Source organism: Vibrio sp. VPAP30 (genome assembly GCF_001188205.1).
Lineage (GTDB): Bacteria > Pseudomonadota > Gammaproteobacteria > Enterobacterales > Vibrionaceae > Vibrio > Vibrio bivalvicida.
The window spans coordinates 24,586-43,296 of sequence record NZ_LBLS01000010.1 but is presented as its reverse complement, the minus strand read 5'-3'; the positions used below and the strand labels follow the sequence as shown (position 1 = coordinate 43,296).

At 45.4% G+C, this 18,711-nt stretch carries 16 protein-coding genes; 6 read left to right on the top strand and 10 right to left on the bottom strand.

What is annotated here, in order from left to right; genetic code table 11:
• Positions 1–6: 6 nt before the first annotated feature.
• The 4 genes from ZX61_RS01715 to pilM are packed head-to-tail and all read right to left on the bottom strand — an operon-like array spanning position 7 to position 2,628.
• Positions 7–516: a pilus assembly protein PilP gene (locus ZX61_RS01715; protein WP_049842999.1), complete on the bottom strand. Its 510-nt coding sequence runs from the start codon at positions 514–516 to the stop codon at positions 7–9.
• A complete protein-coding gene (locus tag ZX61_RS01710; RefSeq protein ID WP_049842998.1) occupies positions 506–1,093 on the bottom strand; it encodes a type 4a pilus biogenesis protein PilO in 588 nt (195 codons plus the stop codon). Before ZX61_RS01710 ends, ZX61_RS01715 begins: the two co-directional genes overlap by 11 nt.
• Positions 1,086–1,643 carry a PilN domain-containing protein gene (locus ZX61_RS01705; protein WP_049842997.1) on the bottom strand — a complete coding sequence of 186 codons (558 nt, stop codon included), beginning with the start codon at positions 1,641–1,643 and terminating at the stop codon, positions 1,086–1,088. The genes ZX61_RS01710 and ZX61_RS01705 overlap by 8 nt, the downstream gene beginning before the upstream one ends.
• Positions 1,633–2,628: a type IV pilus assembly protein PilM gene (gene pilM, locus ZX61_RS01700; RefSeq protein ID WP_049842996.1), complete on the bottom strand. Its 996-nt coding sequence runs from the start codon at positions 2,626–2,628 to the stop codon at positions 1,633–1,635. The genes ZX61_RS01705 and pilM overlap by 11 nt, the downstream gene beginning before the upstream one ends.
• Before the next feature lie 141 nt (positions 2,629–2,769).
• Between pilM and ZX61_RS01695 the strand changes: the two genes are divergently transcribed.
• Positions 2,770–5,292, top strand: a complete 2,523-nt coding sequence (locus ZX61_RS01695) for a penicillin-binding protein 1A (RefSeq protein WP_049842995.1) — start codon at positions 2,770–2,772, stop codon at positions 5,290–5,292.
• 74 nt (positions 5,293–5,366) lie between these two features.
• On the opposite strand, the gene oxyR is transcribed toward ZX61_RS01695, so the two are convergent.
• Complete coding sequence (oxyR, locus tag ZX61_RS01690; protein ID WP_049842994.1) at positions 5,367–6,260, bottom strand: DNA-binding transcriptional regulator OxyR; 894 nt, start codon at positions 6,258–6,260, stop codon at positions 5,367–5,369.
• 172 nt (positions 6,261–6,432) lie between these two features.
• On the opposite strand from oxyR, the gene ZX61_RS01685 reads away from it, so the two are divergent.
• Positions 6,433–7,164 (top strand): glutathione peroxidase, encoded by a 732-nt coding sequence (locus ZX61_RS01685; RefSeq protein WP_049842993.1) that lies wholly within the window; start codon positions 6,433–6,435, stop codon positions 7,162–7,164.
• Between the two features lie 64 nt (positions 7,165–7,228).
• Here the strand turns inward: ZX61_RS01685 and ZX61_RS01680 are convergent, their stop codons facing one another.
• Complete coding sequence (locus ZX61_RS01680) at positions 7,229–7,576, bottom strand: RidA family protein (RefSeq protein WP_004743292.1); 348 nt, start codon at positions 7,574–7,576, stop codon at positions 7,229–7,231.
• A 65-nt stretch (positions 7,577–7,641) separates the two neighbouring features.
• On the opposite strand from ZX61_RS01680, the gene ZX61_RS01675 reads away from it, so the two are divergent.
• Positions 7,642–7,902 carry a DUF3624 domain-containing protein gene (locus ZX61_RS01675; RefSeq protein WP_049843023.1) on the top strand — a complete coding sequence of 87 codons (261 nt, stop codon included), beginning with the start codon at positions 7,642–7,644 and terminating at the stop codon, positions 7,900–7,902.
• Between the two features lie 196 nt (positions 7,903–8,098).
• Here the strand turns inward: ZX61_RS01675 and argH are convergent, their stop codons facing one another.
• From argH to argC, 4 genes are all read right to left on the bottom strand, one after another.
• Entirely contained in the window at positions 8,099–9,973 is a 1,875-nt protein-coding gene (gene argH / locus ZX61_RS01670) for an argininosuccinate lyase (RefSeq protein WP_049842992.1), read from the bottom strand.
• A 247-nt stretch (positions 9,974–10,220) separates the two neighbouring features.
• Positions 10,221–11,435 carry an argininosuccinate synthase gene (locus ZX61_RS01665; protein ID WP_049842991.1) on the bottom strand — a complete coding sequence of 405 codons (1,215 nt, stop codon included), beginning with the start codon at positions 11,433–11,435 and terminating at the stop codon, positions 10,221–10,223.
• 117 nt (positions 11,436–11,552) lie between these two features.
• Complete coding sequence (gene argB / locus ZX61_RS01660) at positions 11,553–12,344, bottom strand: acetylglutamate kinase (protein WP_049842990.1); 792 nt, start codon at positions 12,342–12,344, stop codon at positions 11,553–11,555.
• A 21-nt stretch (positions 12,345–12,365) separates the two neighbouring features.
• Complete coding sequence (gene argC, locus ZX61_RS01655) at positions 12,366–13,370, bottom strand: N-acetyl-gamma-glutamyl-phosphate reductase (RefSeq protein WP_049842989.1); 1,005 nt, start codon at positions 13,368–13,370, stop codon at positions 12,366–12,368.
• Positions 13,371–13,523: 153 nt separating this feature from the next.
• Between argC and argE the strand changes: the two genes are divergently transcribed.
• The 3 genes from argE to ZX61_RS01640 all read left to right on the top strand — a co-directional run bounded on the left by argE (position 13,524) and on the right by ZX61_RS01640 (position 18,687).
• On the top strand, positions 13,524–14,660 hold the full coding sequence (argE, locus tag ZX61_RS01650) for an acetylornithine deacetylase (RefSeq protein WP_049842988.1): 1,137 nt from the start codon (positions 13,524–13,526) through the stop codon (positions 14,658–14,660).
• 431 nt (positions 14,661–15,091) lie between these two features.
• Entirely contained in the window at positions 15,092–17,725 is a 2,634-nt protein-coding gene (gene ppc, locus ZX61_RS01645) for a phosphoenolpyruvate carboxylase (RefSeq protein WP_049842987.1), read from the top strand.
• 422 nt (positions 17,726–18,147) lie between these two features.
• On the top strand, positions 18,148–18,687 hold the full coding sequence (locus tag ZX61_RS01640; RefSeq protein ID WP_049842986.1) for a PadR family transcriptional regulator: 540 nt from the start codon (positions 18,148–18,150) through the stop codon (positions 18,685–18,687).
• Positions 18,688–18,711 lie beyond the last annotated feature (24 nt).

Here is an 18,711-nt window from a genome sequence, read left to right as displayed (position 1 = left end):
ATTATTTTACTTAAGCGCTAACTTGGTATCACGCAGATGCCAGCAGCCTAAACCGTCGGGAAGGGCTTCTTGAACTACCATATAATCAACCGCCACTTTGGTTACCTTACCGTGGTTCGGCCCTAAGTATTGACCTGGGTTAAGTTGCACTAAGTGGCCCGTTGGAGCTTCAACAAGCGCTGACACCTTACCTGAACGGCTCATCACACCTTTGAGACGTAATTGACTCAACGAAAACGACTCTAGCTGGCTTGCTCTACCTCGGAATTGGGGTTGCCAACACTCTTTTTCTCTCGCTTGCTGAGTGACAGATAAAGCCGCTTGAGGTAGTTCAAACGGCTGCCTGATGTTATGAGCGGTATAACGCGAGATTTGGACATCAATCATCGGCTCAAGCTCTCTGAGTTCTATCTGAACATCACGTTTTAGTTGCTTCAGATACACATCAAGTGGCTCTTGGTTCGCTTTGCAGCCTGAGGCGATAACAATCCAGCACAAAAGGGATTTAGCTTTCATCTTTGACCTCGGGTCTCAATTGGTAGGTATAGCCACGAACTCGAAAATGAAGCGTACTACTTTCTAAACTCACGCGGTGCCAATACACATCGTCAAAATTGATAATTCGAGGCAAGGTAGCAATTGCTTGAGCAAAGTCACCAATGTTGTGGTAGTGACCTGTTAACTCGATATTGAGAGGTAACTTATAGAGAAATTCCTGACTGTGTTTTTGCCCCCAATCAATACGGGTGAAAGTGAGTGAGTTTTTCAAACCCACTTGATTGACTGACGCCAACATAGAGGCGAGTTCTTTTTGCGCCGGTAACTGGCGAGAAAGAAAGTTGTAACGCAGTGCAAGCTCGTCTAATTGCGCCTTTAATCGCGGTAGTAGCATGATCTTGTTGGTCTTAAGCGCAACTGACGCCTTATGTTGCCTCTCTTGCCGTTTTAACGCCTCAAGCTGTTCCTGCTTAGGGTGAATATAGAACCAGTAACCAATGCCCTGTAGAATCATAATAAGTAGAACAACGACCACAAGCTGATAAGCAAAAGGCCACTCACCAATCTCTTCAATGTCAAATTCGAACTTATTCATCCTCCCCTCCAAACAGCGAAAAAGAGACCCTGTAAGACTGATACTTACTGGCGAATCGCGCTGTACCGTGAACAATAGAGTGCATCTCTACATTAGTCAGAACCGGGGACTTTTCGAGGTTGTCCAGCATGGTAGCCAAATGAGAAGTAGAGTCGCTAATGCCCGCTAACTCGATTTGTCGACCATCCATCTTTAATTTGTCTACATACACTCCACGAGGAATAAGCTGGGGTAATAGATTCATAAAGTCGGTCGTTTTATTGCGCTGGTTTTGTAGCTGTTCAATCACCACCAGTCGAGCCAGCAACGCTTGGTGCTCACCTTCGACGACTTTCAACTGGTTGAGTTGCTCATCAAGCTGTGACTCATGGCGAATGAGATAATTATTGCGCTTATCTTGCTGCGCTCGTTGCTGCTCTAGATACATGCCAATGCTCCACTGGATAAGCAAAGCAATACTGCCCCCAAGTATCATCAGCAATATAAAGCGCCTTTGACGCGATGCTCGCAGCTCTTCACGCCAAGGAAGCATATTAATGCTATGCAGCATGGTCCTGCTCCAACCAAGTCAAACCACGCAGAGCAATCCCCGTTGCCGAAGTAAACCGATATCCGTTGGCAAGTATTGAGAAAGATTGACCACGCTGAGGCAATGTCAACAAACTAAGTGGGTTGAGGTACTCGCACTCAATGTGTAAACGCCGAGTAACTTCATCTGCCAAAATTACAGTGTTTGCCCCAGGACCAGAAAGCCAGACTCCACTGATCACGACACCATGCACTGAAGCGATAAGCTGTAAACTACGTTGAATTTTGTCAAGTAACTCTGTGACAAAACGTTTGCTTTGTTGCCCCACCGCGATAGATCTTTCAGCTTGATGTTTCCCTATATTGTTGTCTAACACCACTTCTTTGCAGTAAGGCGCTTTATCAGGAAAATCAATACACAATGAACTGCACTCAAAGTCGACGTTAACCAACAACCAGTCTGATTTGTTGTTCGCTCGTGCAGCAATTTGCCAAATATGAATCAGTGCGTGAGTGCGAGTGTCGACGATAATAGGCTGAAAAGATGCGCTTTTGAACAACATGGCCTGTTGCTCGACCACCTCTTTCTTAGTCGCATAGACTTGATAACTGGCTTTTGAATGGTCTCCACTATGAGATAATTGGACGTAATCTAGGTTCAACTCTTCAATCGGAAAAGGCGATTGATTAGAAAATGCTTGGGTAATAGCATATTCAATTTCATGACTGCCATGTACGCTATCTATCTGTAATATCTTACTTATTACTGCGTTATCTGGTATCGCCAATGCAACTTTGCTACTAAATCGCGGCAAACACTTCCTTAGTTCTTTGAGTTTCTTTACAATTTTCTGATAATTTGACATATGGTTATCAGGGAAAATGCCGACTTCGATTGGCAATTCTTGATAGTCGACAAGAGCAAATGCGCCCTTGTTTGGCTTAAGAACCACCGCTTTAATACTGTGGTGTCCAATTTCAATGCCTGTAACTAATGATTTACCCATGCAGCTTAGCTCCGTACTTTTTTGCTTAGCTCATACGCTTAAATTGATGGTTAAATAAGCACATAGACAAATTGAGCTAAATTTTTAGCTTAAAGTACAAGGGTTTGCATATGGTGAACCCAATCAATCAGGGAATCTCCGGTGAAGTTCATAAAGCGCCTACTTATATTCACATTGATTTGCATAATTCTTGGGGTCGGTACGATATTCGGCTTCTACTTATATGTGAAACCAGAGCTACCAGACGTAGCGACACTGAAAGATGTTAAACTACAAACGCCGATGCAGGTGTTTAGCCAAGATGGCAAACTGATCTCTCAGTTCGGTGAAAAACGTCGTATCCCTGTCGCCTATGACGATATCCCCCAGCACCTGATCGAAGCCCTTATCGCAACGGAAGATAGTCGCTTTTACGATCATCCAGGAATCGATCCCATTGGTATTACCCGTGCCGCAGTGGTAGTTGCACTCTCAGGTTCAGCCAAACAAGGCGCGAGTACGATTACTCAGCAGCTAGCGCGTAATTTCTTCCTCTCTAACGAGAAGAAGATCATGCGAAAAATCAAAGAGATCTTCATTGCGATCCATATAGAGCAACTACTTAGTAAAGAAGAGATCATGGAGCTGTACGTCAATAAGATCTTCTTAGGCTATCGTTCGTATGGCTTTGGTGCTGCAGCGCAAACCTATTTTGGTAAAGAGCTTCAAGATCTAACTCTAAGCGAAATCGCCACCCTAGCAGGGATGCCAAAAGCGCCTTCGACCATGAACCCTATTTACTCTATCGAGCGCGCTACACATCGTCGTAATGTGGTGCTACTACGTATGTTGGATGAAAAATACATCACTCAAGCTGAGTATGACCAGGCGCGCGAGGAAGAGATCCTTTCTCGTTATCATGGTGCTGAAATCGAACTCAGTGCACCATATGTGGCTGAGCTAGCTCGCGCTTGGATGGTGGCTCGCTATGGTCAAGAAGAAGCCTATACCTCGGGTATGAATGTCTACACAACTGTAGACTCCAAGCTGCAAGCAGCAGCGAATAAATCTGCTATCGACAACCTACTCACTTACGATGAGCGTCACGGCTATCGCGGTGCTGAAAAAGTACTTTGGCAACCAGGTAAAGGCGCATTTGATGAACAGAAGATCGATAAAACACTGGATAACGTACCTACCTATGGTCAACTTGTTCCAGCAGTTGTCACCCAGGTAGATAGCAAACAAGTGACCGTTTGGGTTAAGAACCAAGGTGTTAATAGCATTGAATGGGATGGTATGAAGTGGGCACGTAAGTTCCTCACAGATGACCGTCAAGGACCAGCACCAACGAATGCCAAAGAGATTTTAGCCGAAGGTGAACAAATTTGGGTACGTCAGGTTGAGAACTTTGTTGAAGGTCAAGAGCCAAGTTTTGCATGGCATCTAAGCCAAGTACCCAATGCCAATACAGCGTTTGTGGCAATGAACCCTGAAAATGGTGCGGTACTCTCATTAGTTGGTGGTTTTAACTTTGTGCATAACAAGTTTAATCGTGCCACTCAGTCAGTTCGCCAGGTAGGCTCAAGCATCAAGCCATTTATTTATTCCGCTGCCATAGACAAAGGGTTAACGCTAGCCACTCTGATAAACGATGCACCTATTAACCAATGGGATAAAAGCCAAGGTACAGCATGGCGTCCTAAAAACTCACCACCAACTTACATTGGTCCTACTCGTCTGCGTATTGGTCTAGCACAATCGAAGAACGTGATGGCAGTGCGTGTACTACGTGAAGTTGGTCTAGATGAAACACGCCAATATTTGACTCGCTTTGGTTTCGATATCGACCAAGTGCCTCGATCCGAAACCATTGCACTAGGTGCGGGGAGCTTAACCCCGATGAAAATGGCACAAGGTTACTCAGTATTTGCCAATGGTGGTTACTATGTCGAGCCTTTCTACATTGACCGGATTGAAGGACCATTTGGTAACCTTGAGTTCGAATCATCACCAAAAGTGGTTTGTCATCAAGACTGTACCCTACCTGTCACTAACGAGAATGAATTTGCAGAGCAAGATGTTGTCACTGAAGACACCAACGAGCCTCAACAATATGCACCTCAGGTTATCTCAGAGCAAACAGCATTCTTAATGCGCGAGATGATGTATAGCAACGTTTGGGGTGGCGGCAACTGGCGTGACGGTACTGGCTGGAACGGTACGGGTTGGCGTGCTCAGAAATTAAAACGTCGTGATATTGGTGGCAAAACCGGTACTACCAATGACTCTAAAGATGCTTGGTACAATGGATATGGTCCTGGCATGGTAGCTATTTCTTGGGTTGGCTTTGATGACCATAACCGAAAGCTAGGCCGAACCAAATCGAACAGCAACCTAGGCAAAGACCAAATTACGGGGGCTGAAGCTGGAGCTAAAACGGCTCAACCTGCGTGGGTTAATTTTATGCGCACTGCACTTACTGGTGTCCCACAGCAAAGCAAAGAGATCCCGCAAAGCATAGTACGAGTACGAATTGACAGAGACTCGGGTCTATTAACTAATAAGTTCGACTCTAGCTCTATGTTCGAGTACTTCTTAGAAGGGACTGAGCCTACCGAGTATGTGACAAATGAAATTACTGACAGTATCTACACTTCTGATGGCGGTGAAGAGCTGTTCTAACCATTAGTATACTGAAAATAAAAGAGGTTGGTGTTTTCACATCAACCTCTTTTTTATTGTCTCGACACTCTACTTTAGCGGTTGTCTTCAAGCTGATTTTTTATCGCTTGTGCCAACTGCTCAAAGCGCGAGCGAAGAGGAGACCCTGGGCGATAAGCCAACACAATGCTACGCGATGGCTCCGGATTGGTTGCGGGTACATAACATACCCCATCTTTCTCTTTCTCTTTCGGCAACGACAGCTCTGGCAACAAAGTAATACCCGCGCCTGCGGCCACCATATTACGTAGCGTTTCTAGGCTAGTAGCTTTGAATCGCTCATCATCTTGTGCACCTGCGGCAAAACAGAATCCTAACGCTTGATCACGTAAACAGTGTCCATCACCAAGTGCCAACACGGTTTTCCCATTAAGCTCAAGCATATCGACTTGATCCAACTTAGCCCACTCGTGGTCACAAGGCACCGCAATACTTAATGGCTCGTTATAGACTTCAATCTCTTTGAATGGTGCCGTTTCCGCAACTGACGCTAACACCAAACAGTCTAGCTTTCCATCTTCTAGCTGGCGCACTAGCTGATGCGTTTGCGCTTCATGGAGAAACAGTTCTAGATCAGGGAACGACTCTTTAAGCATTGGGATAATTTTAGGCAGTAGATAAGGGCCGACGGTCGGAATAAAACCGATATGCATTGGGCCGACCATTTCACCCGCTTGACCACTCGCCATATCTTTGAAGGTTTTCACCTCAGACAAAATGCGCTTAGCTTGATCAACCAGTTGCAAGCCCGCATCAGTGAACAGTACTCGGCGACTACTGCGCTCTAAAAGTGCCGTGCCTAGTTCATCTTCCAACTTACGAATTTGACCACTTAATGTTGGCTGACTGACAAAACAAGCTTCCGCTGCTTTACGGAAATGTTTGTGCTCAGCAAGCGCGACCAAATACTCAAAGTCACGAATATTCATTACCTCTACTCCCCACCTTTAAGATAGAAATTACCTATCAAAACCATAACATTAAACGATTGGAGCTATCAAAGAATTTCTTCAATAATGACCCCATCGAGACAGAGCACAGTCACTACACTGATAAGACTCAATAATAAAATTACAATAATCCGCTATTAAGGAAACCAATATGTTTGCATCTAAAGAAGGTCAAAACGTACCACAAGTTACATTCCCTATTCGTCAAGGTGACGCTTGGGTTCACGTCACCAGTGACGAGCTATTTAAAGATAAAACCGTGATTGTGTTTAGCTTGCCAGGCGCTTTCACTCCGACTTGTTCATCTAGCCATCTGCCACGTTACAACGAGTTGTTCTCAGTTTTTAAAGACCACGGTGTTGATGAAATCATCTGTATGTCTGTTAACGATACTTTCGTAATGAATGCTTGGAAGTCAGACCAAGAAGCAGAAAACATCACTTTTATTCCGGATGGTAATGGCGAATTTACTGACGGTATGGGTATGTTGGTAGACAAGAATGACCTAGGATTTGGCAAACGCTCATGGCGTTACAGCATGCTAGTGAAAAATGGTGTGGTGGAGAAAATGTTCATTGAACCAAACGAGCCGGGCGACCCGTTCAAAGTGTCTGATGCAGATACAATGCTTAAACACGTAGCGCCAGAATTCAAAACACAAGAATCGATTACTGTGTTTAGTAAACCGGGCTGTCCGTTCTGTGTCAAAGCTAAACAAGCACTGATTGACAACGATCTTCAATATGAAGAGATCATTCTAGGTAAAGATGCGACAACAGTAAGTTTACGCGCTATTTCTGGCCGCACAACAGTGCCGCAAGTCTTTATCGGTGGTAAGCACATTGGTGGCAGTGAAGAGCTAGATGCTTACTTAGCTCAATAGTAACTGAGCGAGAAGTATTCAAAAAAACGAGCTAAGTAGCTCGTTTTTTTCGTCGTTCTTGTAGTTACTTTTCTGCAGCAATCACAGAGATTTCAACCAATAAAGCTTCACGCGCCATATCTGCCGTTACACATGCGCGAGCAGGTGCATGACCTTCCGGAACCCAAGCATCCCAAACAGCATTCATTTCTTGGAAATCTTTCATATCCTTGATGTAGATAGTCGCTGAAAGCATATGCTCTTTATCACTGCCCGCTTCTAGCAATAGCTCTTCAACCTTATCTAGCATTGTTTGAGTCTGTTCAGTAATGCCTTTAGTTGCATCTGCGCAAACTTGGCCACAAAGGTAGATAGTTCCATTGTGCTTTACAATACGGCTCATTCGTTGTTTGGTTTGTTGACGTTCGATCATGTTTATCACTTTGAGGTTAATTGAGATATGCTAAGACCTCGTATGTTACCGAATTAACCGCAATCATGACATGTAAATACTGCAAAAATAGTGACTGGTTCTGGAAGAAAATAGGCCGATGCCAACGCTGCATGGATCAGCTCACTGTCTTATCCGTGTTGTGTTGGATCGTCTGGTGGTTCACTTTTCGTGACAACCCTCAGAGCATCGAGTCTATCGCGCTCATTATGGCAGGCTTTGCCTTCAACGGTTTGCTGTTTCTTCACCTCTGGATGCGATTTGTCATCTTGCCTTGGCGAAAAAGGAATGGAAAAGAAGATAAGTAGACGACGCCTAACTCGCTCGCCTATATTTGCTATGCGCTAAAAAGAAAAAAGCCCCAAAACCAATTATGGTTTGGGGCCTTCTTAGATTCTTCTAAGAAAAAGCAGTGGTACTTTAATAGACCGGGCTTTTTCTTAATAGTTCCCAAAATCCTCGATCTTTTTTGATCTTTTATTTGGATCTTTCTGAATCAGTTACTTAGGCAACGTTAACCCTTGCTATTGCTTGCTCGGCAAGGTTCACTTCCAATGCCACCTCATCACATGCGTGTTGTCTTGGGCACTGGTCACAATCTTTAAGCACTTTCTCAGGTAACAAGGACTTCGATGTTGGTAAGAAGGATTGCTTCATAAAGAATTCAGGGGTACGAGTTAGAACAAACACTTTCTTAATTGCCATTTGGCGTGCCTTTTCAACCAGGTACTGAACAATCGCACTGCCTTGCCCCTGACCTTGCCAGCCAGCCTCAACGCCAAGAGTACGTATTTCAGCTAACCCAGAATCATAAACATACAGAGATGCACAACCGGTAATTTCTCCATTGTGTTCAGTAACCGCAAAAGAACCAATATCACGCACTAGCTCACTGCGTGAACGAGGGAGGTTTTCACCTATGTTAGCCCAGTAAGCCACCATGCCTTCTAAAGAGTCAATATCGGTTAATCGAGCTGGTCGGACATTCACTGCTGAAGAGTCACGCTTGATCAGACGACCTTCTGCTTGCTCTACCGCATAAGCCACTTGTTTCGGCGACACGCCCCCAAGCGCACTACGTTTTTCAAGGCAAGATTCGATGGTCAGAATATCGTAGACATCTTCCTCAATCACGGATGAGAACTCTTTTAACTCCGCAATCGATAGCTCTTCGAGTGCGCAAGATTTGGCTATCGCCCCCACGACAGCAACACCAACGATATGGTGCGCTTCGCGGAATGGAATACCTTTCGCGACCAGATAGTCCGCAAGCTCTGTCGCGTTAGCATAGCCTTGCTTCGCCGCCTCTAGTGTACGCTCTCCGTTGACCTTAATCCCATCAAAACACAAAGCAGCCATTTCCATACAGTCGTTCCATGTATCTAGAGCATCGAACAAGCCTTCTTTGTCTTCTTGCATATCTTTGTTATATGCAAGTGGCAACGCTTTTACGGTCATCATCATGCCAGCCAAAGACCCGTAAACGCGCCCTGTCTTACCACGGATAAGCTCTAGAGCATCAGGGTTTTTCTTCTGTGGCATCAGTGACGAGCCTGAGGTCACAGTGTCCGCCAGTTCAATGAAGTTTGATTCACCTGAATTGTAAAAGATCATATCTTCAGCAAGGCGGGATAAATGCAGCATTGAAATTGAAGCCACCGACATCAGTTCCATCACATGGTCACGATCTGAGACTGAATCGAGCGAGTTGCGAGTTGCTCGACGAAAACCAAGATTGTGCGCGACTTTTTCACGATCGATTGGATAGGCCGTACCTGCCAAAGCACCAGAGCCTAGTGGGCAAGTGTCGAGACGATGAATCGCGTCATCAAGACGTGAATAGTCACGCTCAAACATTTCGACATAGGCAAGACACCAATGGGCAAAAGTCACCGGCTGAGCACGCTGCAAATGAGTATAGCCAGGCAATACTGTGCCTTGATGCTCTTTTGCCACAGCGACCATTTGCGCTTGCAGACGATCAAGTGCCATCAACAACTGCTGCCCCTGCTGGCGGCACCAAAGCTTTAAGTCTGTCGCCACCTGATCATTACGCGAGCGTCCTGTATGAAGTTTTTTACCCAAATCTCCCACTTTTCTGATTAGTTGCTGCTCGACCCATGAATGAATGTCTTCAGCATCTGAACGTAGGATCTGATGAGGATCTTCCATCACTTCAAGCTTGAGTTCATTCAATGCTAGTTCAAGTTTTTGCTGCTCTTGTTCAGTTAATACATCAACAGAGAGTAAAGCCTTTGACCAAGCGATTGAACCAACGATATCTTGTTCAGCTAGTCGGTAATCGAAGCGCAATGAGTCGTTAAAATCTTTGAATCTCGTATCTGCTGCTTGGGTAAATCTTCCGCCCCATAATGCCATCGCGTTTCTCCTGATTACCTGTGCTCACTAGTCGTGCTGGTTAGTAAAATTGCTTTCGTTAACTCTGAATTAGATTCAGTATTGTTTGATGGTTCAAAGTTACGGCAAATGAGAACAAAAATAAAGTATTAATTCACTTTTTCAACATATTTATTCAAAGGTAAATTCTTAAACTAACTCTCTTCTCTGAAAAGCAAAAAGCCCACTTGGCTAACCAAGTGGGCTCTAGATTTCTATCCGTCAGTGGTTATTTCTTCTGACTATTCAGGGCACGGATACGGCTTGATAGCGAGTAAAGACGGATAAAGCCTTCAGCGTGGCTTTGGTCATAAACTTCATCTTCACCAAAGGTCGCAAACTGTTCGCAATAAAGGCTGTTATCAGAACGCTTCTGAGTCACTGTCGCCTGACCTTTGTATAGTTTAACCACGACTTCACCATTCACGTCTTGAGCAAGCTCTTCTGATGCCGCCAGAATTGACTTACATAGCGGAGTAAACCAACGACCGTCATAAACTAGGTGAGAAGCTTTTACACCAAGCTCTTCACGGAACTCAAATGCGGTTTTATCTAGTACAAGTTGCTCTACTGCGCGAAGCGCTTCCATCATGATCGTGCCTCCCGGAGTTTCGTAACAACCACGAGACTTCATCCCTACTAGGCGGTTTTCAACGATATCGATACGTCCAACACCATGCTTCACACCTTTATCATTCAGGTACACTAGTGCGTTGTATGGCGTCATTGTTTCTCCATCGACACCGACAACTTCACCTTTTTCAACTTTTAGTGTCACGTATTCAGCTTCATTTGGCGCTTGCTCAGGATCGACTGTCCATGCCCAACAATCTTCGTCTGGCGCATTCCAAGTATCTTCTAACACACCACCTTCTGTAGAGATATGCCAAGCGTTCGCATCACGTGAATAAATTTTCGTTAATGATGCAGTACATGGGATATTACGCTCGGCGAGGTAATCAAGACACTCTTCACGGCTGACAAGATCCCATTCACGCCAAGGGGCAATGACGTGTAAGTCTGGTGCAAGTGCTGCGAAAGCCCCTTCAAAGCGCACCTGGTCGTTACCTTTACCGGTACAACCATGACAGAGTGCATCAGCACCGACTTGACGCGCGACTTCAACCTGAGCTTTAGCAATAATCGGACGTGCCATTGACGTTCCTAGTAAGTACTTACCTTCATAGTAAGCACCTGTTTTTAGCGTAGGGTAGATGTAATCTGCCACCATCTCTTCTTTTAGATCAGCGATGTAACACTCTGAAGCGCCAGAGGCTTTGGCCTTTTCTTCGATGCCTTCTAGCTCTTCTTCGCCTTGTCCAACATCGGCAACGAACGCGACTACTTCACAATCGTAATTCTCTTTCAGCCATGGAATGATCACTGATGTATCCAGACCGCCAGAGTATGCAACAACTACTTTATTAACTTGAACTTTGCTCATTTTCTTTCTCCAAATCCCGGCGCTGCGCGTGGCGGTCAGTGCTGCGGGTTACTTCCTGTTTAATCTATTTTTATCGCTCAATGCGACATGCATTCAGCTCTAATTCTTTACTACCAACTACTGTGGTAAAAACTGGGTTCCAATGCTTTGTCCGGCAAATAACTCAGTTAGCTTTTCTGGATAACGCCATGTTGCTACTTCTATTGGTCGTCCTAAATCATTGGCTGCTTCTAGTGCCGCATTCACTTTGACGATCATGCCATCGGTAATCACATGACCATTGATGAGGTTTTGTGCTTGTTTCTCATCAAGGCTTTTAATCAGGTGGCCTTTGCCATCCAGTACGCCGCTAACATCTGACAAAAGAACCAGTTCAGCGTCTAAAGCTCCTGCCACAGCAACCGCAGCTTGGTCAGCATTGATGTTCATCATCTGGCCTTGTTCAGTTAAACCAATAGAGCTGATGATAGGTAGTGCACCCGTTTGTAAAATCGCTTGCAGCACGGTTGAGTCTCCTGGCGTCGCCTTACCTACTGCGCCTAATTCTGGGTCTAGCTCTTTGACATGACATAAGCCACCATCCGCTAAACTCAAACCAACTGCATTAAGGCCATCTTTGATCGCTTGACCTTGCAACATCTTGTTGGCTGTTCCGGCTAGAGCGCCAGCAATCACTGGAATTTGCTCATAAGGGGTTACACGAAGCCCCTCTTTCTTGACCGTATCAAGTTGCAGCTTCGCCATTAGATCGTCCACCAGATAACCTCCTCCGTGAACGATCACAATTCGTCGCTGAGCTTGCTGTTGATATTGGGCAATCGCACCAAATACTTGGCTTAATGTCTCAGTACACGACAGTGCAGCACCGCCTAATTTGATCACTAATGGAGTAAGTTTGTTATCTGTCATTACTTTTCCTTCTCTGCTCAATTAAACAAGAGCAGTCAGCTCTGGAAATCCGTAGTGGATGTTTAAACACTGCATCGCTTGACTAGATGCACCTTTTAGCAAGTTGTCTATCGCTGAAACAACGATGACATGCTCACCTTGAACCTTCCAACCTATATCGCAGAAAGGGGTATTCTCTACATTTTGAATATTCGGCAACGCTGACTCGATAAGACGCACTGCCGACTTGTTTTGATAAGCCGAGCTAAACGCTGCTACTACTTGTTGTTCAGATGTTTCTGCGATTAGCTTGATGGTTGTAGTAGCCAAAATGCCACGCTTAAAGTTTCCAAGATGCGGGGTAAAAATCACATCAGTGCCTAAGTGGCTGGCGATTTCCGGCTGATGACGATGATTAAACACACCATATGGCTGCAGACTTACTTCGCAGAAACTGTTGGTCATCGATGCTTTTCTGCCAGCACCGGAAACACCGCTAGTGGCATTAATCACAGGCCATTGAGCCGTATCCACCAAACCCGCTTCGAGTAAAGGCTTAACCGCTAACTGTGAAGCTGTTGGGTAACAACCTGGCACCGCTATAAGCTGACTATGTTTAATCGCTTGTGCATTCCACTCAGCCAATCCGTAGGCTGAGTTGTCTAACCAAGCATCATGCTGATGTTCAAAGCCATAAAACTCGCTGTAGAAGCCTTCTTTCTTAACGCGAAACGCACCGGACAAATCGAACACCTGGCAACCTTGCGCCAAAAACAGCGGCGCTAGGTCATGGCTAACTTCATGCGCAGTGGCAAGAAAAACCACATCCGTTTGATTAGCCACAGCTTCAACATCTTTGAGAGGAAGTACTGGTTGACTAATAATTCCAGCCAGCTTGCCGTGAAGCTGTGCGATGTCTTTACCTGCATCAAGGCTATTGGCGGAAACATATAAACCTGATAGCGTAAGTTCAGGGTGTTTATGCACCATCAAAGCAAGCTCTGCTCCGGTATAACCGCTTGCGCCTATGATTGTGGTTTTGAGCATCTCAGACATCCATTTTGAGTAAAAAACGTCATTTCGATAATGACTATAAATTTAAATTATTCAGCTTTTATTGGTTTTTTATTCAATAAAAGTGATTTAATATGTGTTTTACCTTCTTAGCCGAACTCTGTCAACAGGGAATGTAAACTAAATATGCAATTACCAAGTTTTATTGAGGTCTACAGCGGCCTGATTTCTACCTCTTCTATAAGCTCAACGGACTCCGGTTGGGATGAAGGCAACGCAAAAGTGATTGAAAAGTTAGCGACTTGGCTGAAAGACGTAGGCTTTGAAGTAAACTTAACTGAAGTAGAAGCGGGCAAATTTAACCTAATCGCCAAAAAAGGCTCTGGTGAAGGCGGACTGCTTTTGGCAGGGCACAGTGATACCGTGCCGTTCGATGAAGGGCGTTGGAATTTCGAGCCACACGCGTTGACGGAAGCGAACAACCGATTTTATGGCTTGGGTACAGCGGATATGAAAGGCTTTTTTGCCTTTATTATAGAAGCGGTTAAAAAAGTTGATTGGAGCAAACAGACCAAACCTCTCTATGTGCTCGCAACATGTGATGAAGAGACAACTATGCTCGGCGCACGCCACTTCACGGAAACCGCCCCATTTAAACCGGATTACTGCATCATCGGCGAACCAACTAGCCTAGTGCCTATTCGAGGTCATAAAGGTCATGTTGCCAATGCGGTGCGAGTGACCGGTAAATCGGGCCACTCATCTGATCCTGCTTTAGGGGTCAATGCTATCGAAATCATGCATGAGGTTTTATTTGCCTTAATGCAGCTACGTGACAAGCTGATTAAAGAGTATCATCATCCAGGATTTGCCATTCCTAGCCCGACGTTAAATCTAGGCCACATTCATGGTGGTGACAGTGCTAACCGTATCTGCGGCTGCTGTGAACTGCATTACGATGTTCGTCCTTTGCCGGGAATCAGCCTAGATGGACTAGATAACATGCTGCGCGGCGCACTCAAAGAAATCGAAGCCAAGTGGCCGGGCAGAATCTCGATCACGTCACTTCACGAGCCGATCCCCGGCTACGAATGTCAGCATGACCATCCATTTATTGGTGGTGTAGAAGAGATCTGTAGCACTCGTTCTGAGACGGTTAACTACTGTACTGAAGCCCCTTTCTTGCAGCAGTTATGTCCTACGCTGGTTCTTGGTCCTGGCTCAATTGACCAAGCCCATCAGCCAGATGAATTCCTCGCTTTTGAATTTATTAACCCAACTATCGATGTATTGTCGAAAGCGATGCATAAATATTGTTTTTAAATACAGGGCGTTAACGCTTTGCTGCGGGATGAAGGAAGCGGGAACGGGCTGCGCCCTATGGAGAGTTGGGCATTTTGGGAAGGTTGTCGTATTACGTCAACCCTTTTGCTGAGAACGCCTCGTTACAGATGAGGGATAAAAAAAGCGAACTCCTCTCGAAGGACGGAGTCCGATATCGAAGCGCAGCGTTCTATAGGGTGCAGCCCGTTCTCGTTTTCCACAGGACGAAGTCCGTTCCTATAGGCGAAGCTCTCATTCTGTAAGAAAATTTCAACATATTTAGTCATTATCATCACATGCAAAGCGTTACATTAACTTGCACAATTATTGCAAACTTAGCCTACAGTATTTGACTCACAGCGATATTTTTCGCTAGATTGTCTACTTAACAAGGAACATTGGATGTAATTTTTTTACAAGGCAGGATGATAATGAACGAGAAATACTCTGCGCTCAGAAGCAATGTGAGCATGCTAGGACACTTGCTCGGTAACACCATCAAGGATGCACACGGTGACGTACTTCTAGAGAAAGTAGAAACCATTCGTAAACTTTCTAAGTCCGCCCTCGCAGGCAATCAACAAGACAGAGATAGCTTGATTGATGAAATTAAAAGCCTGCCAAATGAGCAACTAACCCCGGTTGCTCATGCATTCAACCAATTTCTCAACCTGACCAATATGGCAGAGCAGTATCACACTATCTCTCGCCATTGTGATGCTCATGTTTGTGAACCAGACGCGATTAATTCCCTGTTCTCTAAACTTGCTCAAAATGACATTAGCAAGTTAGATACGGCGCAAGCAGTGCGCGATCTTAATATTGAACTGGTACTGACAGCGCACCCGACAGAAATTACTCGTCGTACCATGATCCACAAATTGGTCAAGATCAATAAGTGCTTGTCTAAGCTAGAGCTTAGCGATCTCTCAGTCAAAGAGCGTCAGAAAACAGAGCGCCGTCTCGAACAACTTATCGCCCAGAGCTGGCACTCAGACACAATTCGTAAGCAGCGTCCGACACCACTTGATGAAGCAAAATGGGGCTTCGCAGTAGTTGAAAACTCACTTTGGGAAGCAGTGCCTGACTTCTTACGTGAACTTGACTTACGTCTAGAAGACCACCTTGGTGAAGGTCTGCCTATCGACGCGCGACCTGTTCATTTCTCCTCTTGGATGGGCGGTGACCGTGACGGCAACCCATTCGTCACCCACACCATCACTCGCGAAGTGTTATTACTTTCACGTTGGAAAGCCGCTGACCTTTACCTCAATGACATCAATGAACTGGTTAGCGAGCTATCGATGACTCAGTGCAATGACGCAGTACGCACCCTAGCCGGTGAAGGTGAACACGAACCTTACCGCGCGGTACTTAAAGAGCTTCGCGCACTACTGAATGAAACCAAAGAGATCCTTGACGCTAAGATCAATGGTCAGAAGCTCGCTGTCAAAGCACCACTGCAACGCGTTGAGCAGCTTTGGGAGCCGCTATACGCATGTTACCAATCACTGCACGAGTGTGGTATGGGGATCATCGCGGACGGCTCACTTCTTGATACATTGCGCCGCATTAAAGCTTTCGGCGTTCACCTAGTTCGTCTCGATGTTCGTCAAGAAAGTACTCGTCATTCAGATGTATTGTCCGAGCTGACTCGCTACCTAGGTATTGGCGATTACGACCAGTGGAGTGAGCAAGATAAAGTTGCTTTCTTAACCAATGAATTGGCATCGAAACGTCCACTACTACCTAGAGACTGGCAGCCGTCAGAAGCGGTTAAAGAAGTCCTCGATACTTGTAAAATAGTTGCTGCGCAGCCGCGTGAAGCGTTTGGTGCCTATGTCATTTCAATGGCCCGTACTGCTTCTGATGTCCTTGCCGTTCACCTGCTTTTGCAAGAATCAGGTTGCCCTTACCGCATGGACGTATGTCCACTGTTCGAAACGCTCGATGACTTAAATAATGCCGAGTCCGTTATCAAACAGCTGATGGGCATTGACCTATACCGTGGCTTTATCCAAAACCACCAAATGGTCATGATCGGCTATTCCGACTCTGCGAAAGACGCAGGTGTTATGTCAGCGGGTTGGGCCCAGTACCACGCAATGGAATCACTGGTCAAAGTAGCCGAAGAGGAAGGCGTGGAACTGACTCTATTCCACGGCCGTGGCGGTACTATCGGTCGCGGTGGTGCGCCTGCCCACGCAGCACTACTATCTCAGCCACCAAAAAGTTTGAAAGGTGGTCTTCGTGTCACTGAGCAAGGGGAAATGATCCGCTTTAAGCTCGGTCTTCCTGAAGTTGCAGTCAACAGTTTTAGCTTGTATGCAAGTGCCATCCTGGAAGCGAACTTGCTGCCACCACCAGAGCCTAAACAAGAGTGGCGTGATTTAATGAACGTTCTGTCTGAAGTTAGCTGTGAAGCTTACCGCAATGTAGTACGTGGTGAAGCCGACTTCGTTCCTTACTTCCGTCAAACAACGCCTGAGCTAGAACTGGGTAAACTGCCATTAGGTTCGAGACCGGCGAAACGTAACCCGAAGGGTGGTGTAGAAAGCTTGCGTGCGATTCCTTGGATTTTCTCTTGGAGCCAAAACCGTTTAGTACTTCCAGCTTGGCTCGGTGCTGGTGAAGCAATCCAATACTCGGTAGATAAAGGGCATCAAGCGCTACTAGAAGAGATGTGTCGTGAATGGCCATTCTTCTCGACTCGCCTAGGTATGCTCGAAATGGTCTACACAAAGTGTAATTTGGAGATTTCTCGTTACTACGATGAGCGCTTGGTCGACACTAAGCTATTGCCACTTGGTGATCGTCTACGTGAACAATTGCAAAAAGACATCAAGTCAGTACTTAACGTAGAAAACAATGAGAACCTAATGCAGAGCGATCCATGGGGTCAAGAATCGATTCGTCTACGTAACATCTACGTAGAGCCGTTGAACATGCTGCAAGCTGAATTGCTCTACCGAACTCGTCAAAATGAACAGACGGCACCAGAACTGGAAGAAGCGCTAATGGTAACCATTGCGGGCATCGCCGCAGGTATGCGTAACACAGGTTAATCTTCACTCTAAAACCAAGAAGGTTGGTGTGAAATCACCAACCTTTTTTTATCTCTTAGCGCGCTTTGGTTATAGAAAGTAGAACCACCACTGCGTCATTTTTACCCAATTTACAATACAATCATCTAAATGATGCGCACTATTGAGATTTTTGTCAGTTTTTTGGGATATTTTGTCCTTCTATTCTACTTTATGCTTATTATTTAGATATACTACTTCACCGCTGCGGCAACTTCTATAAAATCTTACATGCTACAGCTTTCGATATTTTATTATCGATCCTAGGTGATAAACGGCTTTTTTAGGTGACATGACCAACATTGTTGGTGCCACTTTTTCTACTGATGATCAGTGCCAATCAGAAGCACGACAGAAATTAAGTGGTTGTACTTAGTAGTTTATTGACCATTTGGATTGAAGACATGTCATTACCACACGTTATCTTAACCGTTCTAAGCACTCGCGATGCGACTGGATACGATATTACTAAAGAATTTTCAGCCACTATCGGCTATTTCTGGAAAGCGAGCCACCAGCAAGTTTATCGCGAACTAAATAAAATGGCTCAGAATAACCTAGTCACCTGTGTACTAGAGCCTCAAGAAGGCAAGCCAGACCGTAAAGTATATTCAATTACCGACTCTGGCCGTACGGCGCTAGGTGAATGGTTTGACCAACCGACCTCCCACCCAACCGTCCGTGACGAGTTTTCAGCAAAGCTGATGGCTTGTGCAGTACAACCATCAACTCCATACCGTACTCAACTGGCTGAACTGGTAGAAGAATCGCGCAAGCTGGTTGCTCACTACCAAGAAATCGAAAATGCTTACTACTCAACAACAGCAACGCTAGATAAGCAACAACGTTTAGAGCGCTTAACATTGCGCAGAAACCTGCTGATTCGCCAAGCATGGATTGAGTGGGCTGAAGAAGTTCTTACTGAACTAGACGCTCTAGGTTAAAGCGAAAAGCGAGAAAAATTTAAA

Bases quoted from the DNA above. Each gene is read 5' to 3' on its own strand.
- argC (WP_049842989.1), bottom strand. From the start codon at position 13,370: ATGCTCAAAACCACAATCATAGGCGCAAGCGGTTATACCGGAGCAGAG.
- ZX61_RS01680 (WP_004743292.1), bottom strand. From the start codon at position 7,576: ATGATCGAACGTCAACAAACCAAACAACGAATGAGCCGTATTGTAAAG.
- pilM (WP_049842996.1), bottom strand. From the start codon at position 2,628: ATGGGTAAATCATTAGTTACAGGCATTGAAATTGGACACCACAGTATT.
- ZX61_RS01715 (WP_049842999.1), bottom strand. From the start codon at position 516: ATGAAAGCTAAATCCCTTTTGTGCTGGATTGTTATCGCCTCAGGCTGC.
- argH (WP_049842992.1), bottom strand. From the start codon at position 9,973: ATGGCATTATGGGGCGGAAGATTTACCCAAGCAGCAGATACGAGATTC.
- ZX61_RS01705 (WP_049842997.1), bottom strand. From the start codon at position 1,643: ATGCTGCATAGCATTAATATGCTTCCTTGGCGTGAAGAGCTGCGAGCA.
- ZX61_RS01710 (WP_049842998.1), bottom strand. From the start codon at position 1,093: ATGAATAAGTTCGAATTTGACATTGAAGAGATTGGTGAGTGGCCTTTT.
- ppc (WP_049842987.1), top strand. From the start codon at position 15,092: ATGAACGAGAAATACTCTGCGCTCAGAAGCAATGTGAGCATGCTAGGA.
- oxyR (WP_049842994.1), bottom strand. From the start codon at position 6,260: ATGAATATTCGTGACTTTGAGTATTTGGTCGCGCTTGCTGAGCACAAA.
- ZX61_RS01685 (WP_049842993.1), top strand. From the start codon at position 6,433: ATGTTTGCATCTAAAGAAGGTCAAAACGTACCACAAGTTACATTCCCT.
- ZX61_RS01675 (WP_049843023.1), top strand. From the start codon at position 7,642: ATGACATGTAAATACTGCAAAAATAGTGACTGGTTCTGGAAGAAAATA.
- argB (WP_049842990.1), bottom strand. From the start codon at position 12,344: ATGACAGATAACAAACTTACTCCATTAGTGATCAAATTAGGCGGTGCT.
- ZX61_RS01640 (WP_049842986.1), top strand. From the start codon at position 18,148: ATGTCATTACCACACGTTATCTTAACCGTTCTAAGCACTCGCGATGCG.
- argE (WP_049842988.1), top strand. From the start codon at position 13,524: ATGCAATTACCAAGTTTTATTGAGGTCTACAGCGGCCTGATTTCTACC.
- ZX61_RS01665 (WP_049842991.1), bottom strand. From the start codon at position 11,435: ATGAGCAAAGTTCAAGTTAATAAAGTAGTTGTTGCATACTCTGGCGGT.